Here is a 15,799-nt window from a genome sequence, read left to right on the forward strand (position 1 = left end):
GGCGCACCCGCAAAGGACTCGGTAGAGCCCATGCAGAGGCAACCTGGCGCCCGCCCGGCGCGCCCGGACCACGTCCCGACCGGCGATCATTCCTCGGAGTGGATCGACGCCATGATGCGCGACCTTGCCGACTGCCCTGCGGGCCCACGCCGCCAAGCTCTCCGCGAGGGGGTGATCCGAGCCCTGCTGCCGCTGGCGCGGCGCTTGGCGCGCCGCTTCCGAGGACACGGGGAGGACTTCGACGACCTGGTCCAAGTCGCCTCACTCGGCCTCATGAAGGCGGTTGACGGATTCGTCCCGTCGCGAGGGCACGCCTTCCTCTCCTACGCACTGCCGACCATCGTCGGCGAGATGAAACGGCACTTGCGGGACCGGGTTCCGACGATCAGGCTCCCTAGGTCCCTGCAGCAGGCACGCGGTCCGGTATTCCAGGCCATCGAAGAGTTGGAGCAGCGATACGGAGGCGTGCCGCCCGTCGTGGAACAGGTCGCGGCGCACACCGGCCTGGACGTCGTACTGATCGCGGAGACTCTGCGTGCCGTACAGGAATGCCGCCTTGTCTCCCTTGACGCCTCGGACGGCATTCCTGAGGACCTCCCCGCGCCCGGCCAGGCCGGCTTCGCGGACCGGAACATCGACCACGTGGTGGACGTGGTGGCCCTTGTAGCCGCCGTCCGACAGCTCACCGAACTCGAGCGTCGCATTCTGTACCTGCGCTTCTACCAGGATTACACCCAGCACGAGATCGCCGAAGCCGTCGGGCTGTCCCAAGTCCAGGTGTCTCGTGCCATGGCCCGGACATGTCGGCGGCTTCGACACATTCTCACAGCGGAACCGGTGGAGGCCGTGTGCGACCGGCTACGCCACATCACCGCCGGATCAAAGCGTCTCGTGCCCGGTCCACCATCGCCGCGGCCATGCCCGCCGCGCGCAGTACCGCCGGGTGCGTGGGCAGATGCGAGTGGGGTCGCGTCGGCGTCATCCTCCAGGCGCTTTCCCACTGCCGAACCATCTGTGCGACGTCACGTGCCGTGAGCCGGTCCGGCAGGCGGGGCCAGATCTGGTGCTGCTCGTAGCTCAGGTGCGTGCGGTTGAGACCGGCGACTGTGTTGCTGCACCGGGTGAACTTCTGACTGCCCGGCGAGATGTGCTCCAACTCGTTGAAAGCCCACTTCGGTTCGCTCTCTTGGGCGAGGACCGGGCCGACGAGTTCCTCACCGTCCGCACAACGTTTGCGGACCGTGGGCCACACCACCAGTTCCTCGGCGAGTTCATGCGCGGACTGGAAAGCGTAGCGTTTTTCGTCAGCCAGGCCGAGTCGTCGTGCGGGAGCAGCTTTGGCAGCTCGTGGCCTCCCGGGGATCTCGGGGCGTGTCCTGACCGGGACCCCGCCCGTCGTCCGGCGGGGCGGCTTCGCCATCGGTCTCAACTCTCCTTCACGAGCCTCGTCATGTGGTTCCTGTCCCGTACACGCGGTAGCGCTCGGCGTCCGGCCACTTGACCTCCAGGCCGAGGCCGGGCCGCGAGGTGTCCGGGCGCAGGGCACCGCCGTCGGATGACAGCGTGCCGTCGAACAGCAGACGCTCGAGCCGCACGTGGTCGTGGAAGTACTCCAGGTGCCGCAGTCGGCGCACGGCGCAGAACGCGTGCGCCGAGACCGAAGGCGCGCAGTGGGCGGACAGGTCCAGGTGATGGGCCGCCGCCAGGCCGGACACCTCCAGCACACCGGTGATGTCGGGTCCATGCCGAAGCACTTGAGGTGCGGACCGCACCAGGAGCGGCTCCTTCGTAACCGCCACACAGAGGCGTGGGTCGGTCGATTGCCGTCCCTTCGGCAGGTGCGAGGACTTCGTGGCCTCGGGTCGGCCGGGCGCCGTCGGAAGGGACAGGGGGGTGCGCCTCGGCCGCCCGGCCGACGGCCCAGGCGCTGGACGGCCTCCCGTTCGGCACCGCTGCCTTGTCGGCCGGGCTCCTCTCCCTGCGCAGGAGACCCAGGCACGGCCATGGTGCTGTTCCCGGCAAGAGACGCGGCAGGGTCGTCCGGTGCTGTGCCGAGGTGGGGGGTCTCAATGGCTTCGGGACCCGGTTGTCGCTGCGCCGGAGTTTGAGGTGCCAAGTGCCCGAGCACCTCCCGCAGGCGTGCCAGGCATCGAGTGAGCAGCCGGGACACATGCATCTGTGAGACACCCACGGTGGCCGCGATCTGCTGCTGGGTCTGGTCGTGGAAGAAGCGCAGCAGCAAGATGCGGCGTTCCCGCTCGGGGAACTCGAGCAGGGCCCGGATGATGTCTGCTCGTTCGGCGACGGCTTCGATGCCGGGGTCACGATCGCCCATCATCTCGGCGTACGCGGGCAGCGCCCCCTCCGCGCCGTCCAGAGGTGCGTCAAGTGACCGGGGCTGTAGCGCTCCTTGCGAGCGGATGGCCTCCACCACCACGCCCTCGGAGAGACCGCAGGCCTCGGCGATCTCCGCGACGGCAGGAGGACGCCCACCGGAGGCCTGTTCGAGATCGTGGCTTACCCGCCGGACGTGCTGCCTGGCCTCCTGCACTGTACGCGGCAATCGCACGAGGCCCACTCGGTCCCTGAGGTGGCGCTTCACCTCCCCGGTGATCGTCGGCACAGCGTAGGACAGGAAGGCGTGGCCCTGGGCCGGATCGTAGCCGTCGACGGCCTTGACCAGGCCCACACACGCCACCTGGAAGAGGTCGTCCGGGTCCTCGGCCCAGACGTTGCGGTACTTGGCCGCGATCCGGCGTGCCAAGGGAATCAGAGCGCGGACGGCCTCCTCACGGACGGCCCGCCGCGCAGGACCCGACGCCTGCCGGCTGACACGGCCCACGAGCTCATCGATCTGCTCGGACGTGAGTGCGCCGCCCGCCTCGGTCTCGACCGCAGGACGAAGGATGGTGAGGAGAGTCATGTGAGCCTCTGCGTTGGACTGGCTTCCTGGGCATCGGCTGGGTTTCCCCGCTCCTTTGGCCTATGCAAACTTCACCCGGTCGGCCGTGAATTTTCTGTTGCTGCTCGCCCGAGTGGCGGACCGTTGTTTCGCGTCTCCAAGGCCAGGTGACTCAGGGGCTCCCCACCGCGCCCGAGGTGACCCATGCGTCTGCTGCTCGTACACCCCAGTGCCCTGATGTACTCGGAGATCTTCCTGAAGCTGGAACCGCTCGGCCTGGAACGCGTGGCCGCCGCCGCCCGCGACGCGGGGCACGACGTGCGGGCCGTGGACCTCCAGGTGCGCAAGCACGGTGACCTTCGCAGGACTGTCGCCTCCTTTCGGCCCGAGGCGGTGGGGTTCTCGCTCAACTACCTGGCGAACATCCCGGAGGCCATCGATCTGGCGCGTGCCATCAAAAGGATGGTTCCGAGCTGTTTCGTCTTCTTCGGCGGCCACAGCGTCTCCTTCGTCGCCGAGGACGTCCTTGAGCAGGCGGAGGGAGCGGTGGACGCGGTGGTGCGCGGCGAGGGTGAGACGGCCATCGCACCGCTTCTGGAAGCCGTACGTGACGGTGGTGTGGACTGCGCACCCGGCGTCGTCACCACGAGCGGGCGCGGGCCGACCCCGAGCATGCTGCACTCGATCGACAGCCCCCGTCCGGCGCGGGACCTGATGAGCCACCGCAACCGCTACTTCATCGGCGAGCTGGACCCGTGCGCATCCATCGAGTTCACCCGCGGCTGCCCCTGGGACTGCTCCTTTTGCTCCGCGTGGACCTTCTACGGCCGCAGCTACCGCAAGGCGTCCCCCGAGGCCGCCGCCGAAGAGTTGGCGAGCATCAGGGAGCCGAACGTCTTCATCGTCGATGACGTCGCCTTCATCCGCCCGGAGCACGGGGACGCCATCGCCGCCGAGGTGGAACGACGGCGCGTCCGCAAGCAGTACTACCTTGAGACCCGAAGCGACGTGCTGCTGCGCAATACCGACGTCTTCGAACGCTGGACGCGCCTGGGCCTGCAGTACATGTTCCTCGGTATGGAAGCGATCGACGCCGAGGGGCTGGACCTGTTCCGCAAGCGGGTCAGCCCCGACGAGAACTTCCGCGCACTGGAGACGGCCCGCAAGCTGGGGATCAACGTCGCCATCAACCTGATCGTGGATCCGGCCTGGGACGCCGAGCGCTTCCGCGTCGTCCGCGAGTTCGCCCTCTCCGTGCCGGAGATCGTGCACCTCACGGTGATGACCCCCTATCCGGGCACCGAAATCTGGCATACCGAGTCGCGCCGGCTGACGACGCGGGACTACCGCCTGTTCGACATTCAGCACGCCGTCGTACCGACCACACTGCCCCTGGACGAGTTCTACTGGGAACTGGTCCGCACCCAGGCCGTGATCAATCGCAAGCACCTGGGCTGGCGCACCGCCCTGGGCGCCGCGCAGGTCCTCGGACGCAACCTCCTGCACGGGCAGACGAACTTCGCCCGCATGCTGTGGAAGTTCAATCAGGTCTACAACCCGAAGCGGCAGCTGGCCGACCACAACCGGCCCGTGCACTACGAACTCCCCCTGCCGCGTCGACTGGACGTCGGCGACCGGCGTCAGCTCTACGTGCACTCCAAGCGGGCAACTCGCTCAAGCTCCTCCCCCGGTCCTGCGACGGATACCAGCACTGAGCAGTGATCGGCAGGTGAGCGACCGGACCGGGCCTGTCTGCGGCAGGCGGCCCGCCTGTGACGCACCACAGGGGCGGTTTCAAGGCCGCCGGGCCAGGGGACCCTCGTCCGCGGCCGGGAGCCGCTCGTCCCGGCCTTTTCTCGGCGGGTCCGGCCCGCTCGCAGGCCACCGGAGGTGAACTCTTCTTGTCACTCCTGCGGAAGCTACTGCACCCGGAACCGCAGCCCACCCGGGGCGAGCGGCTCGTGACCGCAGTGGACCGGCGTGTGCCCCTGTCCGAGGCGGGGAAGAAATTCCTGCGCAAGGCCTTTCCCGACCACTGGTCCTTCCTCCTCGGCGAGATCGCGCTCTACAGCTTCGTGGTACTGGTGCTCACCGGAACGTTCCTCACGTTCTTCTTCCACCCCAGCATGAAAGAGCGCCCCTACAACGGTTCCTACGAACCTCTGCTGGGGCAAATGGCCTCCGGGGCTTACACCTCCGCCTTGCACATCAGCTTCGACGTCCGCGGCGGACTCCTGATGCGGCAGATGCACCACTGGGCGGCACTGATCTTCGTCGCCTCGATCGGCGTGCACATGCTGCGGATCTTCTTCACCGGGGCGTTCCGCAGGCCGCGCGAGGTCAACTGGACGATCGGCGTGACCCTCTTCTGGATGGCCATCCTGGAAGGCTTCTGCGGCTACTCCCTCCCCGACGACCTGCTCTCCGGCACGGGACTGCGTACCGCGGAAGGCATCGTGCTCTCCATTCCGATCGTGGGCACCTACCTGCAGTTCTTCATCTTCGGCGGCCAGTACCCGGGCCACGAGATCATTCCCCGGATGTACGCGGCGCACATCCTGCTCATCCCAGGGCTGATGATCGCGCTGATCGCGGTCCACCTTGGGCTGGTCATCTATCTCAAGCACACCCAGTGGGCCGGAACGGAGCGCACCAACCAGAACGTGATCGGAAAACCGCTCTACCCGCAGTACACGACGAAGTCGGTGGGGCTCTTCTTCATCCTGTTCGGGGTTCTCGCCGTCATGTCCGCCCTGATGCAGATCAACCCCATCTGGGACTTCGGCCCCTACCGCGCCGACCAGGCGTCCATCGACGCCCAGCCGGACTGGTACCTGGGCTGGCTCGAGGGTTCTCTGCGCCTGATGCCGAGGTGGGAGACCAACTTCCTTGGACACACCGTCGTCTGGGACGTCCTCATCCCCGCCGTACTGCTCCCGATGCTCCTGTTCGGGATGCTGTACGTGTATCCCTTCTTCGAACGGTGGGTCACCGGCAGCGGCAAGGAGTACCACCTCTGCGACCGGCCCCGGAACCAGCCCACCCGTACCGGCCTGGGAGTTGCCGGCATCACCTTTTTCGGCGTGCTGCTGCTGGACGGCAGCCAGGACGTGCTGGAGAGGGTCTTCAGTGTCCCGTTCGAGGTCTACACCTGGACGTTGCGAGTCAGCCTCTTCGTCCTGCCGGTCCTCGGATTCGTGCTCACCAAGCGACTGTGCCTCGGCCTGCAGGCCAAGGACCGAGCGCGCCTTGTGAAGGGAGAGCCCACCTCGGAGGTACGGCTGTCTGGCGACGGCACGTACGCGAGGGCTCATGAACCCCTGTCGAAGGACGAACGCATCGCCCTGGTCGTCCGGGACACTCCCCTGCCACTGCAGAAACCCGGCCGTTGGTACATGCCCATCGGGCGGTACCTCAGGCGAGGCCTCAGTCGTTGGTACTACGCCGAACGTGTCGAGATGCCGCTCACGGAGGAGGCACGTCGTCAGGTCGCCGCCGTGACGGCCGATCCCGCCGAGGCGCAGAAGGCCGAGGAGGAGTCGGGCGAGTAGATGCGGTCGGTCACTCGGCGCCGGCTTCCGCCAGGCGTTCCTCCTGGGTGATCCAGCGCCAGGTGATACCGAGAGCCGCCAGGCCGATCGGCAGCATGGCCGCGACCATGGCCAGTCCTCCTGCTGTGTGGCCCAGCGCAACCATCACCACTGCGGGCAGGTCCAGCAGCGGCATCGACAGGTAGAGGTACACGGAACGCGCCGGATCGCTGAGCCGGTGTCGTGTGCCGAGGACGGGCAGCCAGTACAGCGTCGATGCGCACAGCAAGAGCGCCTCGACGGCGAGCCGGGCCAGCCCTGAGGGCACGAACGGCTCGGTCAGGACGACAGCCGCGTGCAGGACGACGAACAGGGGCAGGGCCACCGCGGCAGGCAGGGAGATGGTCCGCCACCCGGCCCATGCGCGCGTGAAGTGGATCAGGGTGGGGGCCCCGGCTGCCACGAGCAGCCCTGAAGAGGTCATGGTGAGGGTCACCGGGTTCAGGACGCCCATACCGGTCATGACGAACCTCCCTTCCGCCAGGCCCCGCGGTGCACCCCCACGGCGAACGCCACCAGGAGCAGCGGAACCGCCAGGGACAGCATCCAGGGTCCGTACGCGAGGGTGAGCAGGGCCAGAGTGAGGCCGACGGCCATGAGCGGGAGCGCTACGGCGCCCCGCACCCCGAGAGTCTGGTGCACCTGTCCCTGGGGATTGCGTCGAGCGGAGACCAGGACCGGCACGGCGGCGAGCTCGAGCAGGACGACCGCGCCGACGTACAGCATGAGGGGGATGATGTGGCCGTGGTAGACGGCGAGGACAGCCGCAAGAATGCCGTTGAAGAGTCCCCAGGCCGCCATCACGGCCCAACCCGGATATTTCTTGATCATGGGTGGCATCCCTCGCCGGCTGCGGAGGTGTCCTCGGCGCCCCCCCGCCTCTGTTTCTTCAGGTCGAGCAGCGGGGCGTAGCTGGTGATCGGGGGCAGCGGGTGCCCGGGGGTGAAGTTGACCTCCGGTGGAGGCGACGATGTGGCCCATTCCAGGGTCTGACCGCCCCACGGGTCGTCGCCGGCGGGCCGCTTGCTGCGCAGCGACTCCAGGACGTTGAACATGAATACCAGCATCCCTATCGCCAGCACACCGGCACCGCAGCTGGACAGCAGGTTCAGCCACCCGAACCCGTCCACCGCGTCGTAGGTGTAGACCCTGCGCGGCATGCCGAGGTAGCCCAGCCCGAACATGGGCAGGAAGGTCAGGTTCGTACCCACGACGAGCAGCCAGAAGTGCAGCTTGCCCAGGCCCTCCCGGAGGAAGACGCCGGTGGCCTTGGGGAACCAGTAGTAGACCGCCGCGAACAGGCCGAAGGCGCTGCCGGCGAACAGGACGTAGTGCAGGTGGGCCACGACGAAGTAGCTGTCGGTGACGTGGTAGTCGATCACCGGTGTACCGACCATGATCCCGGTGAGGCCGCCGATCAGAAACTGCGGGATGAACGCCAGGGCGAAGAGCATCGGAGCACGGAAGACCAGCCGCCCGCCCAGGATGGTGCCGATCAGCGAGAAGTACTCGATCCCGGCCGGGATGAGCAGGCAGATCGAGGTCAGGGAGTAGTAGTCGTTCGCAGCCTGACCGGTGGCGAACATGTGGTGGCCCCAGACGCTCATCGACAGCGCGGCGAAGGTCAGCAGCGCCAGAACGGTCCCCTTGTAGCCAAAGAAGCGGCGGCCGGAGAAGACGGCGAGTACTTCGCCCACCGCGGCCAGGTAGGGGAAGAACATCACGTAGACGACCGGATGGCCGTAGAACCAGAAGATGTGCTGGTAGCCGATGTTCCACACGTTGGACGCGAAGACCGCGGGATCGACCCGGCCCACCGCGAGCATCACCAGGGCGGCGAGCAGTGCCGGAAAGGAGCCGACGACCATCAGGCAGGTGGCCACCATGGACCAGGAGAAGACGGGCATCCGCATCATCGTCATGCCCGGCGCCCGTTTGCGCAGCACCGTCCAGAGCACGGTCCAGCCGATGAGGATGGTGCCGGTGACCGCGAGGAACACGCCGACGATCCACAGATCCGTGCCGACGGAGGGCGAGTGCTGGCTGTCGGCCAGGGGCGGGTAGGAGAACCAGCCACTGGAGGCGGCTCCCTCGGAGGCCGCGAAGCCGGACAGCATCGTCACGGCGCCGCACACGTAGAGCCAGTAACCCATCAGCGTGGTGCGCGGCATGGCGATGCCCGGCGCGCCGATCTGCAGCGGCACCAGGTAGACGCCGAGACCAAGAGCGAATGGCGTCATGACCATGTAGATCATGCCCGAGCCGTGGATGGTGAAGAGCTGGTTGTAGACGTGCGCGTCCAGGAACGTCTCGTCGGGCAGGGCGAGCTGGCTGCGCATCAACAGGGCGATTACTCCGACCAGCGACATGAGGACGAGGGAAGTCGCGATGGTCAGCAGCCCGATGCGCTTGTGATCGGTCGAGGTCAGGGACGTCAGGCGACTGCCGGCTCGGGTATGGCCGGGGGCTTGGGCGGTGGCCTGCTGATCGGTGGTCATGCGGCGGCCCCGGGAGCGGTACCGGCCGCCTGCGTGCTGAGCCACTTGCGGTACTCGTCGGGTGACACGGCCTTCACCCAGAAGTCCATCGACTTGTGGCGCTGGCCGCAGAACTCCGCGCACCTGCCGCGCCATCGCCCGGCCCGGTCGAACGTCAGGGTGAACGTGTTCTGGTGGTTCGGAAAGGCGTCCATCTTGTAGCGCAGGGCCGGGATCCACATCGAGTGGATGACGTCCCTCGAGGTGACCCGGATCTTGATGGTTGTACCGGTGGGCACGACGAGGGTGGGGAACTGCTTGTTTCGGCAGTTCCCCTGTACGGAGACGGTGCGCTGTGCGGCGGCGCCCGGATAGCTGAACTTCCAGCACCACTGGAACCCGGTCACGTCGACGCGGGCGGTCGGCTGGCCCGCCTGCGTCTGGAGCTCTCGGTGGTTGGCCAGGGCGGTGTAGACGACGAGGAAGACGGCGACGGCGGCAAGCATGCCGAGGTAGGAGGTCTCCAATCGGTTGTGTTCCGCTGTCTGAGACGGCTTCCTGCCGGTTCCGGCCCGGCGCCGGATGACGGCGATGGTCAGCAGTGCGAGGACCGCCACGAAGACGAAGGATGCGATAGCCGTCTCCAGGGTGAAGACATCGCCGAAGACATGCCGTTGGTTCATACGTCGCTTCCCTCCGCTCAGCCGGTACGGCGTGCGGGAGTGCCCCGGCGCGCGGCTTTTGAAGCCTGCACGCCGGCAGCATCGTCGAGTCCAGTGGCGGAAGGACTTGCCGGCCGGGACATACCAGCCGGTATGCTGAGCCCGTCGGCCCAATGGCCGGAGTACCGCCATCCGCGCATCCGTGAAGGAGACTTCCGTGGCGATCGATCCCGCTGGCGGCGATCTGAAGGCGATGCTGGCCGAAGACCCCGGTGGGCCCGTGGTCATGATGAATCTGCTGCGGTTCGCGCCGGGCGGCAGGGCTCTGTACCAGGAGTACGCACGACGCCTGCAGGAGACGTTCCTGCCCCGCTACGGAGCGGAGGTTCTCTACGCCGGCACGGGCGGAACCGCGCTGGTCGCCGAGGCCGGTCAAGCATGGGACGCAGTGGTTCTGGTCCGTTACCCGAGCCGTACGGCGTTCAGCCGCATGGTCGCCGACCCGGAGTACCGGACGGTCACCGAACTGCGCACCCGTGCGCTGGTGGAGGCAGTCCTTCAGCCCACGAGCGAGTGGGACGCGGGGATCTGACGGCGAGCCTACCGGCGCAGGGCGTCAGCGCGCCGAGCAGGGGTACTGCGAGACCCCGGGTGCGTGCGAGCCGTCGTATCGCCGGACGGGAGAGACCGTTATGGACTTCCAGCGTCAACTCTCCGCTACGGCGATCAGACGACGCAGGACCCAGAGCCGAGGGGGCGCCGGGCCGACCAGGACGCGGGCAAAGGCCTGCGCCCGGCCCTGGCCATGCTCTCGGGAGAGGCTTTCGAGGCCCCCGTACAGGTCTGGCTGCCCGGTGCGGCCGCCGTGGAGTTGGTCCACAACTTCTCGCTCGTCCACGACGACGTCATGGACGGTGACGAGCGGCGTCGGCACCGGCCGACCGTGTGGAAGGTGTTCGGCACCGCCCAGGCGGTGCTTGCCGAAGACGCACTTCTGGCGCTGGCCGACGAGATCCTGCTGGAGATCGGGAACGACGAGGCCGCATGTGCCGCCCAACGGCTGGCGATCGCGGTCCGCAGACTGGTTGACGGGCAGACCGTTGATCTCGCCTTCGAGCGTCGCCAGAAGGTGACACTGGGTGAATAGCTGGCCATGACCGGTGACAGGACCGGCGCCTTGCTCTCCTGCGCCGCGTCTGTCGGCGCCGTCCTGGGCGGCGCTTCCGATGCCAAGCCGATGCGCTCGGGCGGTACGGCCACCATCTGGGTCTTGCCTTCCAAGCCGTGGATGACCTTCTCGGCATCTGGGGCGATCCTCGGATCACCGGCAAGCCGAGGTGGTCCGACCTGTGGCGGCGCAAGAAGACGCTGCCCGTGGTGGCGGCCCTCAGCGCCGGCGGGCGGCGTCGAACCGGCTCGCCGCGATGCTTTCCGCCGACGCCGCACTCGCGGGCGCTGCGGGACTCCGGGCGCCTGCCTCGGACGGTAGGGAACAGTACGACGAGCAGGATCTCGGGCTGCAGGCAGCGCTGATCCAGGAGGCCGGCGGCCGTGCACGAGCACACGAAGAGGCGGACCGCCAGCACGCCGCTGCCCTGGCCGCACTGGGTGAGGTACCCCTGCCGGAAAGCGTGCGCAACTCCTTGACGCAGCTCGCCGAGTTGCTGTCCGGCCGCGAGAAGTGACCGGGTGGTCATCCCCCTACTCCTGCCGCCGGCCCCGACAGCCGGCAACCCGCGAGCACACTGCTGCCGCCTATCGCCCAGGCAGTGGACTGGCGGCTGCGCCGCGGAATGACCATCGCGGACGCGGCCGGCTCGGCTGCTCAGCAGCCGTCCCCTGCTTGACGCCTGCGGCGTGCGGATACCCGGACACCCCGATCCAGAGGAGGCCCAACATGAACACCGGAGATCTTCCAGCCATCTTCGTCGGCGCCTCGGCCAGGTTCGCGTGAACGCGTACCAGGAGCAAGCAGCGCGCCGGTCCGGTCCCTTGAGCAGCGCGCCGATCCGCCTGCTCGGTGGCCTGCGATTGTTCGTCCTGTCCGCCCTGCTGCTCGCAGGGACCGGTGCCATCGGCAACCTCATCGGCTGGGTCGCGCCGACCACGACACTGGGCCCGACGGCGTACCTGCTGCTCGCCCACCCGGAATCGGTGACCGCCCGGCTCCGCAGCGCCGTGACCGGCCATACCGCGGCGATCGCCATCAGTCTGACGTGCCTGGCCGCCTTCGGCCTGTGGAGCCACTCCTCCGTCGCCGAGCAGCACCACGACACCGCTCCGCAGATCGGCGCTCAGGCTCTCGCCGTGGGCCTCACCCTCTTCGTGCTCCACGTGCTCGGAACGCACCACGCCCCTGCCGCCGCCACGGCCCTGCTCATCACCTCCGGCATCACCAAGCCCGGACCGCCCCGGTACGGGCTGATGGTCGGACTCGCCCTCGTGCCGGCCATCGCCCCGCTGCTCACCGCCGCGACCTCTTCCCGGGGCCGGGCGGGGATGACGGAGGCTGACGTACCACCCTGCCTGCTTCCTCCGCCCGGACCGACGCACTCACGTCCGGAGTCCGAGCCGAGGACCGAGACCAGGAGGCACGCATGACCCGCACGAGAAGGTACCCCACCAGGACTGCGTCGACCATGGCCGCTTTCCTGGTGACAGGGGCGTTGCTGGTGGTCGGCACTGCCTGCGAAGGCCCGCCACCGGAACACCGGCCCTCGGCCCTGCCACAGGTCGAGACACGGTACGACCGGGCAGTGCTCACCGCGCTGTCCGAGGTGCCCGGCACCACGTTGCTTTCAGTTCGTGTCACCAACGTCTCAACTCCCGGTCCTGTCTGGCTGACCCGGGTCGCTGAGAAGAACGGCACGGTGCACGATGTACGCGTGGACGCCATCCACGGACGTTTCCTGAACGCCTCGGTACCGGCCCGTCAGTCACCGGACCAGAAGTCACGCATCGCCGCGCTCGTCGCGTCGGCAAAAGTCCTACCGGAGGACGCGGTGGACAAGGTGAAGCAACCGGACTTCGGCAAGGTCACCGACGTCAGCCTGGAGAACGGCTACCAGGGGCGGACGGTCTGGTCGGTCACGATCGCGACCGTCCAGGGGGGACAGACGTACATCAACCAGATCGACGCCGTGACGTCCGAGGTCGTGCACAGCAGCACCGTTCCGGGCAACTCAACCATTCCGAGCGAGCCGGCCAGTCCACCCGCTTCCCCTTCGGGCAGCCCACGATGAGGCGGTCCCCCGTGGTCGCCATGGCCGTCGCGCGTATCGCCTGGGGAACCGTCCTGACCGCTGCCCCGGACGCGGTACTGCGCCGCTGTCCGCGCACACCGGCCGACGCCACCGCCGACGCTGTCGTACGCGTGCTGGGAGTCCGCCACGTCGTCCAGGGGCTCGCAACGGCCGCCGGAGTGTTGCCGGCCGCATGGGCGGTTCTGCCCGATGTCCTGCACACCGCCACAATGGCCGGGCTTGCGGTGTGCAGCGAGCGGTGGCGCGCGGCGGCATGCGTCGATCTCGTAGTCGCCGGGGCCTTTGCCTCGGGAGGGCTCTGCACGGTCCACACGGCTTCGACCTTCGAGTAGGCCCATACAAGAAGCTGCGGGCGTTCACAGGACCCATTGCCGGCTCTGCCCGTCACCGTCGGGCCCTCCGGACGGCCGTTTCAACATCAGATGGTCGGGACATCCCACTGAACGCTCAGCCCGCCGGGATTCAGAGCGGTCGCGGTTCAGCCCCGCTCAAAGGTCCGCCAGCGCAGCGAGGTCCCCCGAGCCCCACGGCCCCTTGTGTGCCGAAGCCCCGACCACAACAGCGGGGTCCGCCCCGCAAAAACACGCGCACACCGCAAGTGGTGCCAGTGCCTTCCGAGGCACGGCGCTCATCACCGGCGCCGCCTCCGGGATCGGTGCTGCAGTCACCCGTCGACTGGCCGCCGAAGGGGGTTGGCGCATGGTCCTCAACGTCCGCGACGCCCCCCGACTCTCACATGTGTCAGGGCAAGCGTCCGCCACGGCGTTTCCCGCAGATCTCATCCGGCCCCGGGCCGACCGGGAACCGACCGACTTCGCCCTGGGCCGGCTCCGCCGGCTCGATCTTAAGTCCTCCTAATCTGCGCGACGGCGAGCGGCAGGCCCACCCAGCGGTGCCGTCTCTCGAAGCTGTCGGCGCCCTCGAGAAATCCCATGGTCAGCGCCTGCGCCGTAGCGGCGCGGAGGGCTGTGACGGCACCGGACCATGCCCACGTGAGAAGGACCTCGTCATCGCGCTGTCCGCCACCCACCGTGCTCGTTGTGCCAGGCGATGGCGCGCCTGATCTCCGGCTCGTGCAGACCAGTCCGGCATCCCAGCTCCTCGAAGGTGAGGACGGGCGTGCCGCCGGTCAGGGCGCGCGTGATCTTCGCCGCCCAGAGTTCCTCCTGTGCGAAGGGTCGATGCAGGTAGGCCTGGCGCAGCACAGCGAAATGCTGCGGCGTGCATGCAGTGATGAGCCGCAGGCCGTCGAACCAGTCGTTCCGAGGACTCACGGACGAGGAGTCGGGCACGTACCCCTGGACGGACTCGTCTTCGGGGAAGGTCGCCGCACAGAGGTCGCACAGCTCGAGACGGACTCGCTCCTCCCCCTTCCTTTTCTTGCGCCTCCTCATCGAGTCTCGCCACCGCACGCGTCTGGAGAGAAGACCGGCGCTTCAGTGGCAGCCAAGAGGTCGGGGCTGGTGCGAGCGGAGGGGCCTGTGCCGGACGAACCCCCCGCATCCGGCGTCCTGCGGGGAAAGGCGCGACCCGTCCGAACCACGCTGAGAGGACTTCCCCTGTGCAGTCGGGAGCACTGCCCTTTGAGCGTCCAAGCGGCCGTTGCCTTGCTACATCGCGCAGCGGCCTGCGTTTCCTGGGCGCCGCCCTTCACGTACTCGTACCGACACTCCCGCTTGGTTCGGAACACTGACTTCATGGGAACCGACTCCTCGGTGGTCCGCACCGCTCTCAGTGGCGGCTGGATCTAGGGCGTGTTTCGAAAGTCCCGTCTGGTCCGGGCGGACGACGCTACTTTCGAAACACGCCCTAGTGCGTGCAGTGTCAGAAGTCTCCCCGCGCTTCGGCCCCAAACGGCTGAGCGGAGTCTTCGCCTGGGTGGGCGAACCGGGATATGCGGCGTCGGTATGGGCTCACATCCGTCCTTCAGACCTGCCCTGACCAGCCGAACATTCACCGGCCAAGCGGTGAAGAAGCCGATCACCATCGACACCTGCATCGACATCCAGTACGCAGCCGACGTCTTCGGCAGGCCAGGAGGGAAGACGACGTCCTGGTACACCCACATGCCGAGAAAGAGGCCCACCTGGAAGGCGAGGATCGCGAGGGTGTCGGCCTTGATCGCGGCCCGGATCCCTTCGGCTCGGCCGACATCGCGCACCGGCACGATCGTGAAGTACTGGAAGACCACGCCCAGAGTCCAGGCAAAGACAAAGTCCGGCACGAAGTCGGCGTACAGGGCCCTACCAAGCAGCACCACTGACCGGGGGGGCTGAGCTCTTCCAGCCACGGCAGTGCTCATGGCCTCGGCCGCGTCGTGTCCCGGCCCGCAAAAATCGATCACGTGCCCATCGATATGAGGTTGTGAAGCCTTCTCCAGGACCAGGACCTCCCAGCCGAGCACATTGCGCAGGCGGCCGGCCAAGGCGAGTCCCGCGATCCCGGCTCCGCGGACGGCGACCCTCATCACCGCACACCCACCTTCCCGGCTCGTACGGCAGCCCCGCCCACCCGGCACAGGTTTTTGACGCACCCCTGACGCCACCCTGACGGATCGGGGCACGCGCCGAGGCGGCATGATGCTCACCCTGAGGACCCCTGGCGCCTGACACCAGGTAGGTGGGAAGCAGTCGAACCTGCCATGGGTTGGCCTTGCACTCTTGGCAGAGCTGCAGTTCATAGCAACGGATGGCAAGGGCTTCGTTACAGCATGCAGCCGCTGGATCTCACGTCTCAGACGTCACCGTCCCGGCAGGCGGACAACACTCGCATCTCCTCGCCCTCTTTTGCATACTGCAAAAGTAAGAAAGGGGAATCGATGAGTGCCACTCCGGCAGCGACGGTCAGTAAGCAAGGTTCCGTATCCGCAACGAGCGGCGCCACACCCGCACGAGGGCTCGCGGGT

The 15,799-nt window shown here is 67.7% G+C and carries 13 protein-coding genes and 4 pseudogenes; 8 read left to right on the plus strand and 9 right to left on the minus strand.

The annotated features are described in order from the left end of the window. Window positions 1-114: 114 nt before the first annotated feature. Window positions 115-762 (plus strand): annotated as a pseudogene (locus tag AC5WRT_RS19735) (sigma-70 family RNA polymerase sigma factor); the annotation flags it as partial. 106 nt (window positions 763-868) lie between these two features. Here the strand turns inward: AC5WRT_RS19735 and AC5WRT_RS19740 are convergent. From AC5WRT_RS19740 to AC5WRT_RS19750, 3 genes and pseudogenes are all read right to left on the minus strand, one after another. After that, window positions 869-1,420 carry a hemerythrin domain-containing protein gene (locus AC5WRT_RS19740; RefSeq protein ID WP_496094099.1) on the minus strand — a complete coding sequence of 184 codons (552 nt, stop codon included), beginning with the start codon at window positions 1,418-1,420 and terminating at the stop codon, window positions 869-871. 28 nt (window positions 1,421-1,448) lie between these two features. Continuing rightward, window positions 1,449-1,733, minus strand: a pseudogene (locus tag AC5WRT_RS19745) (enolase C-terminal domain-like protein); the annotation flags it as partial. Between the two features lie 452 nt (window positions 1,734-2,185). Further along, window positions 2,186-2,923, minus strand: a pseudogene (locus tag AC5WRT_RS19750) (sigma-70 family RNA polymerase sigma factor); the annotation flags it as partial. 183 nt (window positions 2,924-3,106) lie between these two features. Here AC5WRT_RS19750 and hpnR point away from each other — a divergent pair. Then, complete coding sequence (gene hpnR / locus AC5WRT_RS19755) at window positions 3,107-4,624, plus strand: hopanoid C-3 methylase HpnR (protein ID WP_496093994.1); 1,518 nt, start codon at window positions 3,107-3,109, stop codon at window positions 4,622-4,624. Window positions 4,625-4,812: 188 nt separating this feature from the next. After that, a complete protein-coding gene (qcrB, locus tag AC5WRT_RS19760) occupies window positions 4,813-6,453 on the plus strand; it encodes a cytochrome bc1 complex cytochrome b subunit (protein WP_496094092.1) in 1,641 nt (546 codons plus the stop codon). Between the two features lie 10 nt (window positions 6,454-6,463). On the opposite strand, the gene AC5WRT_RS19765 is transcribed toward qcrB, so the two are convergent. The 4 genes from AC5WRT_RS19765 to coxB are packed head-to-tail and all read right to left on the minus strand — an operon-like array spanning window position 6,464 to window position 9,652. Continuing rightward, entirely contained in the window at window positions 6,464-6,955 is a 492-nt protein-coding gene (locus tag AC5WRT_RS19765) for a hypothetical protein (protein WP_496093995.1), read from the minus strand. Next, window positions 6,952-7,323 (minus strand): hypothetical protein, encoded by a 372-nt coding sequence (locus tag AC5WRT_RS19770; protein WP_496093996.1) that lies wholly within the window; start codon window positions 7,321-7,323, stop codon window positions 6,952-6,954. The genes AC5WRT_RS19765 and AC5WRT_RS19770 overlap by 4 nt, the downstream gene beginning before the upstream one ends. Then, window positions 7,320-8,990, minus strand: a complete 1,671-nt coding sequence (locus tag AC5WRT_RS19775; protein WP_496093997.1) for a cytochrome c oxidase subunit I — start codon at window positions 8,988-8,990, stop codon at window positions 7,320-7,322. Before AC5WRT_RS19775 ends, AC5WRT_RS19770 begins: the two co-directional genes overlap by 4 nt. Further along, window positions 8,987-9,652 carry a cytochrome c oxidase subunit II gene (gene coxB / locus AC5WRT_RS19780; protein ID WP_496093998.1) on the minus strand — a complete coding sequence of 222 codons (666 nt, stop codon included), beginning with the start codon at window positions 9,650-9,652 and terminating at the stop codon, window positions 8,987-8,989. The genes AC5WRT_RS19775 and coxB overlap by 4 nt, the downstream gene beginning before the upstream one ends. Before the next feature lie 196 nt (window positions 9,653-9,848). On the opposite strand from coxB, the gene AC5WRT_RS19785 reads away from it, so the two are divergent. The 5 genes and pseudogenes from AC5WRT_RS19785 (at window position 9,849) to AC5WRT_RS19805 (ending at window position 13,226) form a co-directional block, all read left to right on the plus strand. After that, window positions 9,849-10,223: a DUF1330 domain-containing protein gene (locus AC5WRT_RS19785; protein ID WP_496093999.1), complete on the plus strand. Its 375-nt coding sequence runs from the start codon at window positions 9,849-9,851 to the stop codon at window positions 10,221-10,223. Between the two features lie 153 nt (window positions 10,224-10,376). Further along, a pseudogene (locus AC5WRT_RS19790) lies at window positions 10,377-11,316 on the plus strand (polyprenyl synthetase family protein); the annotation flags it as partial. A 307-nt stretch (window positions 11,317-11,623) separates the two neighbouring features. Beyond that, complete coding sequence (locus tag AC5WRT_RS19795) at window positions 11,624-12,232, plus strand: HPP family protein (RefSeq protein WP_496100455.1); 609 nt, start codon at window positions 11,624-11,626, stop codon at window positions 12,230-12,232. A gap of 38 nt (window positions 12,233-12,270) precedes the next feature. Next, a complete protein-coding gene (locus AC5WRT_RS19800; protein ID WP_496100456.1) occupies window positions 12,271-12,873 on the plus strand; it encodes a hypothetical protein in 603 nt (200 codons plus the stop codon). Window positions 12,874-12,884: 11 nt separating this feature from the next. After that, a complete protein-coding gene (locus AC5WRT_RS19805) occupies window positions 12,885-13,226 on the plus strand; it encodes a hypothetical protein (protein ID WP_496094002.1) in 342 nt (113 codons plus the stop codon). Window positions 13,227-13,901: 675 nt separating this feature from the next. On the opposite strand, the gene AC5WRT_RS19810 is transcribed toward AC5WRT_RS19805, so the two are convergent. Both AC5WRT_RS19810 and AC5WRT_RS19815 read right to left on the minus strand, forming a co-directional pair. Next, window positions 13,902-14,288 carry a hypothetical protein gene (locus tag AC5WRT_RS19810; protein WP_496094003.1) on the minus strand — a complete coding sequence of 129 codons (387 nt, stop codon included), beginning with the start codon at window positions 14,286-14,288 and terminating at the stop codon, window positions 13,902-13,904. Window positions 14,289-14,641: 353 nt separating this feature from the next. Then, the gene (locus AC5WRT_RS19815) at window positions 14,642-15,361 is read right to left on the minus strand and encodes a DUF4396 domain-containing protein (protein ID WP_496094004.1); all 720 of its coding nucleotides are present in this window, start codon (window positions 15,359-15,361) and stop codon (window positions 14,642-14,644) included. Between the last annotated feature and the right edge of the window lie 438 nt (window positions 15,362-15,799).

It is taken from the genome of Streptomyces sp. NTD91 (genome assembly GCF_059510455.1).